The organism is Maledivibacter sp., assembly GCA_025210375.1.
Taxonomy (GTDB): Bacteria; Bacillota; Clostridia; order Peptostreptococcales; family Caminicellaceae; genus JAOASB01.
Genome location: JAOASB010000037.1, coordinates 177,146 through 192,906, shown reverse-complemented (window position 1 = coordinate 192,906; position 15,761 = coordinate 177,146). Strand labels below are relative to the sequence as shown.

General features: G+C 31.0%; 14 protein-coding genes and 1 pseudogene. 13 read left to right on the top strand and 2 right to left on the bottom strand.

The annotated features are described in order from the left end of the window. Window positions 1–69 precede the first annotated feature (69 nt). From N4A68_13710 to N4A68_13700, 3 genes are all read left to right on the top strand, one after another. A complete protein-coding gene (locus N4A68_13710) occupies window positions 70–1,575 on the top strand; it encodes a hypothetical protein (GenBank protein MCT4565353.1) in 1,506 nt (501 codons plus the stop codon). Window positions 1,576–1,815: 240 nt separating this feature from the next. After that, window positions 1,816–2,586: an RNA polymerase sigma factor gene (locus tag N4A68_13705; protein MCT4565352.1), complete on the top strand. Its 771-nt coding sequence runs from the start codon at window positions 1,816–1,818 to the stop codon at window positions 2,584–2,586. A gap of 97 nt (window positions 2,587–2,683) precedes the next feature. Next, window positions 2,684–3,130 carry a DUF3795 domain-containing protein gene (locus N4A68_13700; GenBank protein MCT4565351.1) on the top strand — a complete coding sequence of 149 codons (447 nt, stop codon included), beginning with the start codon at window positions 2,684–2,686 and terminating at the stop codon, window positions 3,128–3,130. A gap of 228 nt (window positions 3,131–3,358) precedes the next feature. Here N4A68_13700 and N4A68_13695 read toward each other — a convergent pair whose 3' ends face one another. After that, a complete protein-coding gene (locus N4A68_13695) occupies window positions 3,359–3,922 on the bottom strand; it encodes a cupin domain-containing protein (GenBank protein MCT4565350.1) in 564 nt (187 codons plus the stop codon). A gap of 658 nt (window positions 3,923–4,580) precedes the next feature. On the opposite strand from N4A68_13695, the gene N4A68_13690 reads away from it, so the two are divergent. From N4A68_13690 to N4A68_13650, 9 genes and pseudogenes are all read left to right on the top strand, one after another. Further along, a complete protein-coding gene (locus N4A68_13690; protein MCT4565349.1) occupies window positions 4,581–5,972 on the top strand; it encodes a DUF4431 domain-containing protein in 1,392 nt (463 codons plus the stop codon). A 189-nt stretch (window positions 5,973–6,161) separates the two neighbouring features. Continuing rightward, window positions 6,162–7,202 carry an LD-carboxypeptidase gene (locus N4A68_13685; protein MCT4565348.1) on the top strand — a complete coding sequence of 347 codons (1,041 nt, stop codon included), beginning with the start codon at window positions 6,162–6,164 and terminating at the stop codon, window positions 7,200–7,202. An 80-nt stretch (window positions 7,203–7,282) separates the two neighbouring features. After that, window positions 7,283–7,558: a helix-turn-helix domain-containing protein gene (locus tag N4A68_13680; GenBank protein MCT4565347.1), complete on the top strand. Its 276-nt coding sequence runs from the start codon at window positions 7,283–7,285 to the stop codon at window positions 7,556–7,558. Between the two features lie 334 nt (window positions 7,559–7,892). Then, window positions 7,893–8,996, top strand: a complete 1,104-nt coding sequence (locus tag N4A68_13675) for a hypothetical protein (protein ID MCT4565346.1) — start codon at window positions 7,893–7,895, stop codon at window positions 8,994–8,996. Window positions 8,997–9,240: 244 nt separating this feature from the next. Continuing rightward, window positions 9,241–9,639, top strand: coding sequence for a hypothetical protein (locus N4A68_13670; GenBank protein MCT4565345.1), 399 nt, complete (start codon window positions 9,241–9,243; stop codon window positions 9,637–9,639). 194 nt (window positions 9,640–9,833) lie between these two features. Then, window positions 9,834–10,658, top strand: a complete 825-nt coding sequence (locus tag N4A68_13665) for a hypothetical protein (GenBank protein ID MCT4565344.1) — start codon at window positions 9,834–9,836, stop codon at window positions 10,656–10,658. Window positions 10,659–10,741: 83 nt separating this feature from the next. After that, window positions 10,742–11,434, top strand: a complete 693-nt coding sequence (locus tag N4A68_13660) for a hypothetical protein (protein MCT4565343.1) — start codon at window positions 10,742–10,744, stop codon at window positions 11,432–11,434. A gap of 473 nt (window positions 11,435–11,907) precedes the next feature. Further along, window positions 11,908–12,108, top strand: a complete 201-nt coding sequence (locus tag N4A68_13655) for a hypothetical protein (protein ID MCT4565342.1) — start codon at window positions 11,908–11,910, stop codon at window positions 12,106–12,108. A gap of 586 nt (window positions 12,109–12,694) precedes the next feature. Beyond that, a pseudogene (locus N4A68_13650) lies at window positions 12,695–12,865 on the top strand (type II secretion system protein E). Between the two features lie 289 nt (window positions 12,866–13,154). On the opposite strand, the gene N4A68_13645 reads toward N4A68_13650, so the two are convergent. Next, window positions 13,155–13,907 (bottom strand): hypothetical protein, encoded by a 753-nt coding sequence (locus N4A68_13645; protein ID MCT4565341.1) that lies wholly within the window; start codon window positions 13,905–13,907, stop codon window positions 13,155–13,157. Window positions 13,908–14,793: 886 nt separating this feature from the next. Here N4A68_13645 and N4A68_13640 point away from each other — a divergent pair. After that, entirely contained in the window at window positions 14,794–15,717 is a 924-nt protein-coding gene (locus N4A68_13640; protein ID MCT4565340.1) for a hypothetical protein, read from the top strand. Window positions 15,718–15,761: the final 44 nt, after the last annotated feature.

The window sequence follows — 15,761 nt, the reverse complement described above, 5'->3', positions numbered from 1 at the left end:
GTATAATATCATAGTATGCAAAGCATTTAAAACAGCAATTTATAATACTAGTTTAAGAGGGGGAAATTTATGAAAAAGGCAATATGTATAGTATTAGTTATGATGTTAGTTCTAACTGCATGCGGCAGTAAAGAAGCAACGAAATCTGAGGAAGAACTAAAAGCTGAGATCAGGGCTGAATTAGAAGCCGAGGCAAAACAAAAAGAAGAACCAAAAGAAGAACCAAAAGAAGAAGAAAAACCAAGTCAAAATGTATTTATTTTAGAAGGAACACTTCAGTCTAACGAACCACCAGAAGGGCCAGGTATCAAACTTAATAAACCAATTGAAATTAAAAGACAATGGAATGATGAAACCTATACTTTTGAGAGAGTATATTTTTCGGGAGATGAAATCTATAACTATGTAGATAGAGATAAATTTATATATGAGGAACCATTTATCTTACTTAGTAAGGATAGTGTGATTCCCGTTAAAATCAAATTCGATTTTAGTGGATTTGTGAAAGCTGAGGGAGTTATAGAAGATGGCCATATTTGGACAGATAAATATGAAATACTAGAGGTGAATGGCAGTTCAGAGCTAGTGGATAAATCCAATGAGCCCTATCCATTTAGTGTACCACAAGCATCAACTGGTATAAAAGATACAGATAATGATAACAATGCAAACAATAATGAGAATACTAATAATACTTCGGTTTATTATGCTGCTGATATAAAAGTAGGTCAAAATATTGCTGGGCTTAAGGTATCTGAGATTGACTATACTGAGGGGCATGAATTAATATTAGAACTTAAAGGGAATATTGATACAAAGGGTGTAATTACAGGGTATTATAACGAGATGTATAATGAAAATGAATTTATTTTTACACCTGCAAGTCAAATAATGGATAAACCTATTAGTTATGTTGTCAATGCTGATAGTGGTATAACTAATTTTGAAGGTGTATGTAATGTAGATGGATTACTTGACGAGCAGACACAAAATTACATATTAGAGGGTAATGAACTTTCAGTAGCTGCAACGATTACGGGTTTTAGGTTGGGTGAGAAAGTTGAAACAGAGGGTGGCCAGAGTGTAAGCCTATCAAATTGTCAAATCATTGCAGATGAAAACTATATAGGCTATGTTGAGGGTGGCAATGGTAAAAAGCCAAGTCTAGAAAACGAGACGTTCACCACAACAAATCAAGGTGATTTTTATGTGGATTATACAAACTACAAGTGTGTAATAATACCAATGCATGATACTGTAAATAGTAATAAGGCAGATACTGTATCCGTTGATTTTGGTGGTGATAATACCACTAAATTGAAATTCACTGTATTTGGAGAAATACAGGATGTTAAGATAAACTATATAGCTAACATGGGTGATGAAGGTGAGTTGAAAGACTTAGGGACTATTTCTAACTCAACTGTAGAAATAAGTGCTAGTTTACCAAATGACATGTCTTCAATGATTATTAGCGGAAAATACCATGAAGGTGAAGGCTATTACAAGGAAATCAAATTTTCTTTAGATAATATGAGAGATTTATCGGCATATGATATTATTGTGTTTGAGTAATTAGGTAATACATATACAAAGAACAGAATCAAAGGATAATATGTAACCAATGAGTGGTCTAGCTATAATCTTTCTAGTTAGATCACTTTGATATGTTAATAGTTAAAAGAGTTTATCTACAATACTTATTCAGTGTGTCATGTAAATACCCGGTCAATTTAAACTAGCATACTATAAAGATTCGGACAATGATATTATACATGATACTATTAATAAAAAATATAGAAATGAAGTGAATTGATGGAAACTGAATTACTTATAAATACATATGGGACTTATGTTTATAACTATGCCTTAAAATTATCCTGTGATCCATATGTTGCAGAAGATTTGGCACAGCAAACCTTCATTAATGCATGGTTAAAAATTGCAACTTTAGAAAACCCAAATGCAATCAAAGCTTGGTTGCGGAAAATATGCTTTAATAATTTTCTTATGATTCAAAGAAAAACTAATTGTTATAGTGAATTACTTTATGAGGATATCAATATTCTTGAAAAAGAAGAAGATTTACTTGTGAATCATCCTCCAAGACCCGAGGATGAAGTGATTGTAGAAGAAGCTATTGGAGACCTGCAAAATGGATGTTTCCTTGCAATGGTAAGACGTCTCACATTAAACCAACGAATAGCATTTTCGTTAATTGATATGTTTGGACTATCTTTAGATGAAGTTTCAGAAATAATAGGCATATCAAAAAGTGCGACAAAGGGACTTCTTTATCGAGCCCATATGAATTTAGACTCATTCTTTAGTGAACACTGTAATCTTTTAGATGTAGATAATCCTTGTAGTTGTAAAGCTTGGATTGAGTTCTCTAAAACACGAGATGATTTACAAAAGAACTCCCACAAGCATAAATTAATTGCAAAGCTAGACTATAAAGAATCAAATTATATCTTTAACTGTGAAGTACGTGGCAAAATAAATTACTTATATAAGAATATGCCCGATACAAGACCCCCTAAAGAATGGTATGAAGAAGTTATCAATATAATAAATGGAATATAAAGAAAAAAAATTTTTGTATAGAACGTGACTCTCCTCTTTTTATTGCATCTATATATATGTAGGGAAATTTTTAAGCATAATAAGAGGAGGAATTGAAATGAATAATTATGAACAAGCTATAAAGGATCTAGCTCCTTGTGGAAATGATTGTTCGAGGTGTGCAAATTATGAAAAAAGTAAAATAGTACTATTAAGCAAAGAACTTGATGGGAATCTAGAGAACTTTGAAAATATGGCTGGAAAAATGAAGGGTTTTATGTCCATATTTAACTACTATGAGCAATTTTCAGCTATTTTGAAACACTTTTCAAATGGCAGATGCCAGGGCTGTCGTTTTAGTGATAAGCCCAGCAGTCAATGTAGTATAAATACATGCCATAAAAAAGAAAAGGTGGACTTTTGTTTCGAGTGTTCTAAATACCCTTGTATTCCTACAACATACAATGAATCTCTTTCTAAAATATGGAAAAAAAATAATAATACTATGAAAGACATAGGTATCGACAATTTCTATATTGCTCAAAAACAAAAAACAAGATATTAATATCATAAAATGACTTTAATTAAAATTCCATATTTTGCAAATATTTTTTGAGCATTCATAATAATTATCATAAAGTTTCTAAAGGATATGATACTTTAGGGGACAGTATATGATCTGTCCCTAGTATCATCGATATACCTAAATCCTATATTAGGCATATTATAAACAAGTTTTTATAATCACAATTATAGGCGTATAGTTAATGAAAGAAGATATTAATAAATAGTTTTAGTTTCCTTCAGCGGCCTGTGCAATAGCCTTTGTTTCATGAATCGTACCACGTGGATGCTCAGGTGGTGCATAGATAGCATACAATTTAAGGGGTTTATCACCCGTATTGATTACATTATGCCATTTACCAGCGGGTACCATTATTGCATAGTCATCATAAACCTTTTCTTGAAAATCTAATTTATCTTTACTATCTCCCATTTTAGCAATTCCTTGACCTTCTTCAATACGTATGAATTGATCAACTGTAGGATGAACCTCTAAGCCTATATCATCTCCTACATCGATGCTCATCAAGGTAACTTGTAAATTCTCTCCTGTCCATAAAGCAGTACGATAATTATTGTTTTGCTTAGTTGCTTCCTCGATATTAATCACAAATGGTTCTGGTCCATAATCCTTTAATTTGTTAGCCTGTTTTGAAAAGTTTGAGTTATACATTAGTGAGTTAGCTGAGTAAGAATTTGGATACCTTCTATAAAAATTATTCATATAGTATAAGTTATACATTGGACTGTTAAGGTAATAAGGATATGGATATGGTCTATAAACATTAAACAAACTGCTCATTCCCTTCATAATCTTATAAAATTAATATATGCTCTTTGTTTAAAAAATGTGATTTAAATGCCCTATTCTTTAGGCTAGAATATGGAAATTAAAAATTTATAGATTGTCTAAATATGGAATATTAATCTATGGATATACATTTCATCAAGAAAGCATGTCATCTGGTAGAAGGTTGATTTATGAAGAGAGACCCGAATATAATGAAGAGGCCATTTGTTTTCATAAAAAAGCATCATTAATAGGGATAGTTGTATTAACTCTCATATTAGTATCGACTGCTTGATAATATAGGGTGCCAATTTTATATAACTTAGGAGTTCAAGACCTATTATTTTTTTAAATTCTTCCTTAATCAATGCCAGTGTAATATAACACAAATATCAAAAAAAAATTAGGTCGAGGGTTGTTGTTTATGGCGTAGTGAAATATGCTGTAGCAAAACTGGGAAAAAACAGTTGGATGATTTTACAAAATTTGTATAATCAATATATATATAGTATAATTATATTTGGTAAAATATTATCAACTCGATGAGGTATTGGAAGAAATTAAGAACAAAATCAAAGGTTAACACAATGATAAGGGTATGACTGATTTTGCATCGCTTTATAACGTCATAGACTTAAAGAGAAATTGGAGGCTAAAATTAATGAATAACTTAAAAAAGAGATGTATCATTCCCGTTATTTCTGCTGTTATGGTGATTGCTATTATTGGACTTATTAGTATTTGTGATGTAAGGGCAAAAAATAAAATCAATATTTCAGTGGAGGCTATATGTTCAGATCAATATATTACAGCCATTGAAATTCCAAATCTAAATGATGAAAACAATGCAAGGCTTGGGATGCCGTTGAAAGATGGATGGACTGCTAAGAAAGTAACAGGGGAAAAGGCAAAAGATTTCAAATATAAAATGGAAAAGAATCAGTCCTTAAAGGAAAGCATTGAGTATTATATATATAATGAAAATAAAGAAGAAGTAGGATGGTTTGGTATCATAGAAAGGCCTAATGGCAAAGATGATTCCTGTCTTCCTAGTGGATGTCAATACGAAGATATACGATATAAAGGGCCTACCCACCTGGGTAAAGGTAGAATATATTTAGTAGGGCTAGCAGATGGGACAGAAAATAGCGAACTTAATATGGAATATTTTTCTATAATTCCAATAAATGGTGAGATGTTGGCATATAACTTTTATCTAAGGATTTCTGAAGACGACAATGTAGCTGATATTCTGGAGGAAATGAAGGATATTCTTGTCACATCAGAGGATATTGAAGGACAAGTTAGAAGTCTTTTTAATGGAGATAAAACCAGTCCTGAGAATACAGAAAAGATTATCGACTTACTTCCCCTTATTAACTGGGGAAAATATGCAGAAATGAATAGTGAGGATTTTTCCAATATTACAAAATGGCTAAAAAATCTTAAAATAAGTAGCAAAGATAGCATGGAAAATCTCCTTAATGCCACCAATGGTTTAGATGGCTGGTGTACCGATGCATACTGTGCTACGCTAAAGGGTTTATTTTTCAATAATAAGGACATTTTTACAAAAGCCTTTAGTAGCTTAGAAGAGGATCAGATGAAGCTTGTGGCATCCTTTGTACAATTTGATTGTGAGCCCAGTGAAGTAACTGAGGTAGTAGAATATTTAATAGGTATATTACATTCAGAGATTTTATCTTTAGATGAAAGGAAGGCAGTTGAGTACTATTTTTTTGGATCATTAAAAATTGACTTGTCCGGGACCCTAACAACTGAAATGTTTTATGGCCGTCCAAACTATGGAGAAAACCCTGAAACCGATGAAAAGGAATATCCATATATATTAAAGCTAGATAAACCAATAAAATCCTCAGACTTAGAGATAACGAAGGTACAGGTTGTTCCCATAAGCACACCGGATACACGAGCAATACATAATTCTTTAAACAAGCATGTCAAGATAGAGGGTTCCCTATTTTTCTCTATTACTGGACATCACCATACTCCGATTTTGATTGAAGTGGATAGATTATTGGAATCAAGTTAAAGAAAAGGGATATTTGGTGAAGGTATATTAAGTGTTTTAATAGAAAAAGAGGATTTAGAAGAAAATTTTTTTTGGAAATGCGTTGTAGAGTGGAGTCGATCATGATACCAAAAATCTTTCTGATCACTAACACTGGCCAGTTAGAAATGGCTTAAGTTATATTAGGAGAGAATAAGGAGGTAGTGAATTATGATAAAACCATCAAAATTAAATAAAGGAGATAGAGTAGCTACTGTAAGCTTATCATGGGGTGGAGCAGGCGATAAAGAGTTTAGGTATAGATATGAAATTGGTAAAAAAAGGTTGGAGGAAATATTTGGACTTAAGGTTGTAGAAATGCCAAACAGTTTGAAGGGTAGCAAATATTTAAGTGAACATCCCGAGGCTAGAGCAGAGGATATAATGGAGGCTTTTAAAGACAAGGAAATAAAAGCTATATTTTCTAATATAGGGGGAGAAGATACATTAAGATTATTGCCTCATATAGATTTTGATGTTATTAAAAATAATCCTAAAATATTTATGGGGTACTCTGATACAACTATAAATCATTTTATGTGCTATAATGCTAATCTAACAAGCTTTTATGGTCCGAGTATTCTTGCTGAATTCGCTGAAAATGTAGAAATGCATGACTATACAGTTAAGTGGATAGAAAAAGTACTATTTAGTAGTGAAAAAATAGGAAAAATTGAATCAAGTGATTATTGGACTTCACAGTATTTGCCATGGAATATTGAAGAAAATAGTGATATAAAAAGAAAATTAAATATTGAGCAAAGGGGTTACGAAGTCCTGCAAGGAACAGGTAAAATTAAAGGGAGATTAATAGGTGGGTGTATAGAAGTTGTAGATTGGTTAAGAGGAACTAAATTATGGCCGGAATTAAAAGCATGGGAAAATAGGATATTATTTTTAGAAACTAGTGAAGACAAGCCTTCGCCGGATTATATAAGATGGTGTCTTAGATCATTAAATGCATTAGGGATACTTGAAAGAATATGTGGGTTAATTATAGGGAAACCCCAGGATGAAAAGTATTATGAGGAATACAAAGAACAGTATTTAAAAGTAATAAGGGATGAAGCCAAAAGAAGTGATTTGCCTATTATTTACAATATGAATTTTGGACATACAGCACCAATGTGTATATTGCCTTATGGGGTAGAAGCAGAGATAGATTGTGATAATAAGGAATTTAGAATAAATGAATCAGGGGTAGTGGATTAAGTGGAATTAAGATCAATAACCACATTTCCTACTAAATAGGTTCTCGCTGATAAATAGTTAAGGGCAATGAAATCTCCCTCATGGATATTCTTGGTACCGATTGTGATTCGGTGATTGATGAAGTGGAACTTAAAATGCAGGTTAAAAAACTATATCATAAAATGGCGAAGGTTCTAAAAAATAGAGAGAAAACTGTAATCGAGCTAAGATATGGTTTAGCTAATGGAGGGTGCAAGACACAAAGGGAAATAGCAAAGCTATTAGGCATCTCACGTTCCTATGTATCTAGGATTGAGAAAAAAGCTTTATGTAAGCTGAAAAGAGCATTCAACGGTCTAAAGGAAGATCCTAAGTAATTAGGGTCTGATTATTTTTTTGAATGTTTATCTATTGAACCATCTACCCTGTACGAAGTAATGACAGAGAGTATATCAGAACATATTTCAAATTACACATTTAGCGTAAGTAAGACATATAAACTTAAAATTTTTGAACTTTGTTGTGACAATTAAAAAAATCAAACCAGAAAATAAAATTCATTAGGAGGGAACAATGTTGAAAAAATCAAAAGAAGAGTATACTTATGATTCTTCATAGGATAGCGTTAAATTTTATATTCCTTCTAGTTCAATAATAGAAGACGAATAATTGCCTAAATAGAAAGCTTTAATTAGAAAATGAGGTGGGTGTATGATATTAAAAAAGCATACTTATAATATAATTTTACTTCTAATAATACTAGCCATTACTGGAGGCTGTAACAATATTGATAATGCGTCAAACAATCAAATAGATGTAAATGATGTGGTGCAAGAAAAACATAAAGAAGCCAAGAAAATAATAAATCTAACACATACATTAGATGATAATCAGGCTTCTTGCATTCTAAAGAAAATAAAAGATGATTATATATTACCTAAAGATGGTGAAAATTATGTATTTGATTGGATAACGATTGAATTTAATAATGAGCAATTTAAAACAGATAGTATTCTAATTGATATATACATAAATGCTGATATGAAGTTTAAATCAAAACAAGATTATGAAGAAAAATCTCATGATGGAGGGCCAGGAATAACTACGTTTCTATATAGGTTAGAAATTGAGAATATCATTAACAATAATAAAGTGACAGATGAACTCAAATACAATATATATGTTATAGGTGGTGCTGGTAGTATATCAGATAGTATACTATCTGGTGAATTGAATAGACAAACGATTGAAAAAAATATTAAAGACACTTCAAATTTAGATATTCATTTTGATAAGTCAATAAAAAGCCTAAATGTTAGCCAAGCAGAAATTATTGCTAAAGATATAAAGGATATGTATATTAAATACTTTGATAAAAATGTATATAAGCTTGAAAACTTTAATTATGAATTTAATTCAGAGGAGAATGAGGCAAAGAGAACAGTAGATGTAAATGTATATTTTGATATAACATTAATTCGTAATCCTATAGATAATCCATTTATTCTAGGAATGAAACAAGCTATTTCAGAATTAAATGATAAAGATAAAATAGCAATTGCTGAAAATATAATGGAAGGTTGGATTCAAGAATTTATGCCAGATTATAATGTGACAGATAGAAATGTACAATATTTGAATTTGAAAATTAACGAAAATAATAATAGTGTTTTAGAATATGATTTGTTTTATCCATATGTTTTAGAGGGTGAAACTACTCTATATCCTGCTAAAGAATATTATAAGTCAATAAAGAAGACCGCTGAAGAATTGAAACAAAGCGGTGAGGAGGTTATAAGACGAGAAATACAGTAAGAGAGAGAAACATACAATAATTATATTCCATTCTAAAGTAATAAATGTGTAGGATACCAACAATTCCAAGCTAGATGGGTATAGACAATATACTTATCTAGCATTTTAAATGGGAAATGATTAATATAATGATATCTAATATAGAAGAAAGCTTTACAATACTAATAAAAAAATTAAACCCATTAAGGTAATATATGATGCACAACAAGAACACTCTATAAATGCTAAAGTTATATTAGCAACTTTGCAGAAAGAAAGTTCTTTAATTGGTTCAAAAAGCGGAACAGTAGAATATAGTTCGAGAAGATTTTACTTTGCAATGGGAATGGGAGCTACAGATGGTGGTGATTATAATTCTTATACGGGATTTGATAAGCAAGTGGATAAAGGCACAAAGTTATTATATGATAAATGGTATGAGGCTACAGGGATGCCAGTTAAAATGACTGTTAATAATGGTAAAGATAAAACTTCAAAAGGAGTTACTTATAAAGGAGAGATATGGGTAAAGAATTGGGGAACATATGCCCTATACAAATATACTCCTTGGACAATAGACACATCGTTTTCACCTAAATTTGGTGGAGGTAATTATTTGTTCTGCCAAATATTTGAAGGATATTGGAGCGATGATTGGGAATAATATCTAAGTTTATTATACTCTCACAGTGATAAATTGCTACTGTGAGAGTATGTCTGAAAATAAAATAATAGGATTTATAGAATCAATTGTTTTTAATAAAGGGAGTGATAATTTGAAAAAAACTTATATAATAATAATAATCTTAATTATAGTATGTGTAGGATATTGTTGAGAATGCTTACTTTAATAATAAATTGCAAATATCTTTTTATCGTGATAATATCAGTGAAGAGAGTAGTTCATTTAAAGTTAACGATCCATTAGTAAGTAAAAAGCATAAATACGCTTCAGAATATTCTGAAGGGATAATCGATGATTCAGTACTTGATGGACTTGAAAATAATAATATTAGTCAGTCAAAGTCAACTGATTATTACGTTAAAGGTAAAAGAATGAACTCACTTTTAAGCTCATCTAATTTTATTTATAACAGTGATAAAGCTCTGATTGAATCTGATATACAGAGTTTTCTTGAAAAAAAGAAATCTGTATTAAAAGACAACATAAAAATATATGCAATTAATTCGGATGGGAATGCATATGATACTGGTAGAAGTGTTAAACCTTCAACTGTTATTCATGAAGCTGCTAAAGATGGAAAAATAAATCCAAAAGTAATACTAGTCACATTACAAAAAGAAGCTAGTATTATCACTAGCTCTAATACTAACGTTAAAAGAAGAGCATTCTATTATGCAATGGATTATGGTGCAACAGATGGTGGGGATATAACCACATACACTGGCTTTGACAAACAAGTTGAGCTTGCTGCCAAATGGATGTATAGTAAGTGGCTAGATGATTCTGAATTAAGTGTTTATAAGAAAGTCAACGGAGGGAAATCTAAAACAATTGATGGTGTAACATATGCGGGTAAGATATATGTTGATACATACCCTGCGTGGGTATTATATACTTATACTCCACATGTTATAGATTATGAATTAGCACCTACAATAGGTGGAGGTAATTACTTATTCCTACAGATTTTTGAAGGTTGGTGGGATAGCTGGTATTAAATTTTGCGCCATTATCGATACCTAATTATTTTTTAATCAGGTATCTTTTTGGCGAATATACTTAAAGGAAGAGGAATAACAAAATGAAAAAAATATATATAATTGTGCTTATACCTATCTTACTGGTAGGAGCATTTCTAATAGTAAACAGTAATCAAGAAAAAGATAGTGACTTTAAAGCTATATTTGAAAAATGGGATAAAGGAGCTATAGAAGCTACAGAAAGCGCCGACATAATGGAATCATTAGTAAATTACTTAATTGAAAATCCTACAATTTCTAGCGAAGATATAGAGGATTTTTCACCTCTAATTAAAGTTTACGAAAAGGATGGTTTTCGAATTATTGAGTACATAGAAAATCCAGAATCTTATGGATCTAGTGCAAGAGGTAGCTACCACATTGCTATGTGTGATGGAGGAGTGGAATTAATTGACAGTAATGGGAGTACAAGAATCAATAATATGGTAAAATTAAGCGATGTGCAGTATTATATATATGTTACCGATTATAGATTCTCTAATATTACAGGGATTAATATTTACAGTATTGTAATTGATGAACATAGCATTAGACAGAAACAAGCTATAGCAAAAACTAAAATGCCAGGATTTGTATATAATGATGTTAATAATGTTTTGTATTACGATGATGAGCATATTTACTATAAAGAGATTAGTAAGAACGGGAATGAAGTTGTGCTTGAAGTGGGTAAAGTAAATTTTCTATTAATACTAGAAGAGGATAGTCTATACCATATTCATAAAAACAATTAATTAGGTGATATGCTCCCCATTCGGTAGACATTTTAAATAATAAAAATGTCTATCGTAAGAGCAATGTCACTAAGTTAAGATTTGCAAAAAAAGAAATTTATACTCAAAACAGTATGAAATTCTTTTATTATTATTTTAATATTTTGGGCATACAAATAAAACAGAGTAATTTACCTATTATTTACTTGTATACTTGACAGGGAGCACTTCATTTGATAAGAGAACTATTAGGGATAAGAATAAAATTGGTTTAGTAAAAAAAGATGTAGATTACATTATTGAGAATAACAATTCATTACAAGAAAGTATACAAGATATGGGAAGTGTATTAGAGACATTAGGAATAGAAAAAAGATGAATAATAAATTACTTTAGGGACAGGATATGATATAAGTCAAGCAGAAACAGAAGATGGAGAGGAAAAGGAACTACCAATAGCCATCACACTTAAAGTAACAGAAAAACAAGCAATCATGCTTGCCGATCTTGAAACCAACAGGAAAATACATTTAGCCTTTGTATATCGTGGAAATAGCGAGAATACAAAGGCTTTTTTAATGGAGCAAGACGAGATTTTAAAAGACTTAGCTAGTAAAGGTAATAAGGACAGTCCTATAAAGGAATCAACTAATGAACTTAATTATAACCAATCGGGGGTGAGTGGAGTTGAGTAAAGTTATCACCCTATGGGGTAGTCCCAATAGTGGAAAGACCACCCTTACAATAAAATTGGCTAGAAGATTATATAAGAATAATAACGTTATTATGCTATCTACCGATATAATAGCCCCACCTATTGGAACAATACTTCCATATACAAGAGAAGAAAACAAATCACTAGGCAAATTACTTGAAATGGTCACGCTAACCCAAGAAGACATACTTAAGAATTTGATAACATTAAAGGATAATAAAAATCTTACTTTTCTAGGTTATAGACAAGGAGAGGACTATAAGACCCATGCTGAATATACAGCCGATAGAGCAAACGAATTAATCGTTAATCTATCCCATCTAGCTGATTATCTCATAATTGATGCATCATCAATTATTCAATCAGATATACTTTCAAAGCCCAATTTATTAAGAAAAAGGAGCAGGATGATTATGAGTAAATATTTAGATTTTGCAGAGGTACTAAGGCGTGTACAAGAGCATATTTCAAGTAATTATGCCATTCTCATATCGGGTGAAGGTATAGAGAATAGCAAAATAAAGCTCAAATCCTATATTAAGAAATATATAGAAGATCATAAGCTTGATGTTGGTGTATCTTTATCTATCCGTATTGTTAACCCTAGAAAACTAACTAAAGAAGATTTTATCAAGACTGGAACTGCAACAGAGGAAATGTTAGATTTTCTAACATTGGTACATAGATATGGTGAGAGTATATGTTTTACAGGTGCAACATCCAGTGGGAAAACAACGCCAATGAGTTATATACGTATCAGTCAAAAAATCGACACCTTATACTCCAACAAGGGTGTAAATCAACTCTCGCTTAGGTTTGCATAACCCTATCTTATAGTATGTCAAAACTTAGAAATTTATCAAGGTTAAAATGCACGGATAACTCTGACCTTGACAAATTTCCAAGTTTTATAGATTGGCTGGTTAATAGTGTTATGTAAAAATATGGTTAACCGTTTAAGCACAGGTTTAGATACACTCGCATTTTGGATAATAAAAAATAAGCCTAATAGAAAAAGGCTTATTTTTATTTTATTATTTCCATTGTTTCAGTTAAACACATGACACCTTCAGGTATGTTTAACTGACCATTATCATTGAGTTTGTATTCTTTACCGTCAATTTTGAAAACTGACTCTGATGTATACCCTTCTTTAAAATAATCAGTGTGATTTAACGCAAATCTATGAGCTTCTGATTGATATTTTGGATATAGTGTTCCATCATCTAACAAACAAAATTCATTTGTATTACCATTATTTTTTATAGTGAAAAATCCGGATTTAATCCCTATATTATTTAGCATCTCTTTTGTTTCACTATTGGAATAAGACAATCGAATCAACATACCACTTCGATCAGTCGAAAGATAAGTAAAGAACTTTTCAATTTTATCTATTTCAGCGTAAGTGGATGGTGAGAGTGAACCACTTTCAATTTCCAATTCTTTATAAGGCATAGTGATATGTCCAGAGGTATCTGTAGTAAAAATAGCCCTTGTTCCATTGATATTTAAATCATAGTAGGAATTATTTTTGAAACTAAGAGAGTTGTCGACTGCTTTTAAAGAGCTGATTTCACTACCATTAATATTGGTAATAGAAGATAATCTATTATGAGCTTGATTCAACTGTCTAGCAATATCAGAGATAGCTATGCTATCTTTTGTGAAGTTCGGATATTCCTTATAAGAGAAATTAGTTGAATTACGATAAGGTGTTTTTAGTAATTGATTTATTGAATTCGAATTTAATAAGCTATAAATATGGTTTAATCTCAAGGTGGCTCCTCCTTTTCTCAGCAACATAAATTATGAGGTGTAGTAAGTAATTATCATATCATATTAATTTGGTAGCACAGGATATACATAGTAGAATTGAATTTTAGGTGATAAACTATAAGGTCTTGAACTACTGTAAACTCTTCCTTCAAGTCTTAATTCCCATCTACTCTTTAATAGTTTATTCATTGAAACAGGAACTTCGGCTGTCCATGAGTACATAGATGCATTAATCCAACTTTAATCACTTTCTAATTTTATACTTCTTCTTTCGCTTGAAGCACGATTAGTTTTATTTCCTTTAATTGTAAGATTATATAAACAACGGCTCCGTTCTTAATTACTATACTACACTCCACAAAATATATCGGTTTTTTTTCAAAGATAATTATATAAAATGGGATAATAATGAAAATATTACTAAATATTGACCATGCCCACCTAAAAATCAAAAAATATAATGCAAATTAATCTATTTTCCAACAAAAAAATGGTCGTGCAATTAGAACGGAAACAGATACAGCGGCCATATCTATTTTGGATATACGAGCTAATAGAAGCTATAGGCAGATTGTTAGACAAGCTCTGCCAAACTGTAGGTATTCATATGACAGCTTATGAACCCTATGGTTTTGTGAAAGACAAGGATAAAAAACTAACTCCTGATGGTGAAAGCTCATCTATAGTGAAAAGAATCTTTGACATGTCGGATATGTAATATGGTTTGAAGAATCATAGACAGAGAGAGTGATATAAGTTAAAATAAGGAAAAAGATGTGATGGTGGGAGATATGTTTGATAAGGGGTAAGAATTATATTTTATGGGCTTGTTATCTATTACGATTAAGTGAAGTTGCTTTAGTATACAAATGAATAGGAGGCTTATATGCAGAAAATAAGTAGACAAAAAACTGTAGAAGGAACTAGAATTCCAGCGATAATTAGGAATGGGAATTTTCATTATATCAATATGGAAGTCTATGAAGATGGTATGGTAAATTGTTGGGATTTAGTAGATATTAAAGGGTTAAAAGAGAAACTAAAAACTAATTGGCTAGTAACACAAATACCAGAAGGTGAAAATATATCAATTTTTCATTTAGGCAACTATAAAGTCATTGAAGCTAGATGGGACCATGACAATAAAAGCTATTTCAACTATATCAAGAAGACTATCAAGAAGCTTAATCCAAAGCTAACAAATATATACACTGTTACGCAAATGGAAGAAGAAAAGCTAGAAAGACGAAGAATTAGGTACTCTCCTAGTCCTAAAGAGTTCTATGTTAAGAGTGAGTTAGGATATCGCACAGTAGGAGGTGGAGGATTCACAGTATTTTTAAAACATGATTCTAAAACTTATTTGGTAAATTTGGTTGTATATAAAGATGGTAATATCGTGTGCTATAATGCTGAATTTGAAATAAAGTATACGATTGAGAATATTAAAGAAATGTTTGATGAAGGTATATTTTTTACAAGTTTTAACCAACCTATGCCTGTAATTTTCTCTGGTCTAGGAGAATTAACATTGTCTAATAGTTCAGGTGGTTCAGTAGATATATATGAGAAGTATAAAGAGTTAAAAGACATACATGACAAGTTGAATGGTAGTGAATCAATCTTAGATAGATGTAGAAATGCATACCTACAATATTTGCAATATCCTTCTGAAGAGGCTAGAGAATGTCTGCGAATACTATATGAACAGGTTCCAGATCATGAAAGAATTTGTCTAGGTGATATGGATAGTAGAAACACTGACTATGAAAGAATTTTATATCATCCGCAGCATAAAAGAGAAGTTTAGTTTAATAAATACAAATAATAGTAGATTTCAGAAATGACAGATGA

What these genes read in the sequence shown, in the direction of transcription:
- N4A68_13680 (MCT4565347.1), top strand. Translation starts at nt 7,283, where the DNA reads ATGGATATTCTTGGTACCGATTGTGATTCGGTGATTGATGAAGTGGAA.
- N4A68_13710 (MCT4565353.1), top strand. Translation starts at nt 70, where the DNA reads ATGAAAAAGGCAATATGTATAGTATTAGTTATGATGTTAGTTCTAACT.
- N4A68_13700 (MCT4565351.1), top strand. Translation starts at nt 2,684, where the DNA reads ATGAATAATTATGAACAAGCTATAAAGGATCTAGCTCCTTGTGGAAAT.
- N4A68_13655 (MCT4565342.1), top strand. Translation starts at nt 11,908, where the DNA reads ATGCTTGCCGATCTTGAAACCAACAGGAAAATACATTTAGCCTTTGTA.
- N4A68_13690 (MCT4565349.1), top strand. Translation starts at nt 4,581, where the DNA reads ATGAATAACTTAAAAAAGAGATGTATCATTCCCGTTATTTCTGCTGTT.
- N4A68_13685 (MCT4565348.1), top strand. Translation starts at nt 6,162, where the DNA reads ATGATAAAACCATCAAAATTAAATAAAGGAGATAGAGTAGCTACTGTA.
- N4A68_13705 (MCT4565352.1), top strand. Translation starts at nt 1,816, where the DNA reads ATGGAAACTGAATTACTTATAAATACATATGGGACTTATGTTTATAAC.
- N4A68_13675 (MCT4565346.1), top strand. Translation starts at nt 7,893, where the DNA reads ATGATATTAAAAAAGCATACTTATAATATAATTTTACTTCTAATAATA.
- N4A68_13640 (MCT4565340.1), top strand. Translation starts at nt 14,794, where the DNA reads ATGCAGAAAATAAGTAGACAAAAAACTGTAGAAGGAACTAGAATTCCA.
- N4A68_13660 (MCT4565343.1), top strand. Translation starts at nt 10,742, where the DNA reads ATGAAAAAAATATATATAATTGTGCTTATACCTATCTTACTGGTAGGA.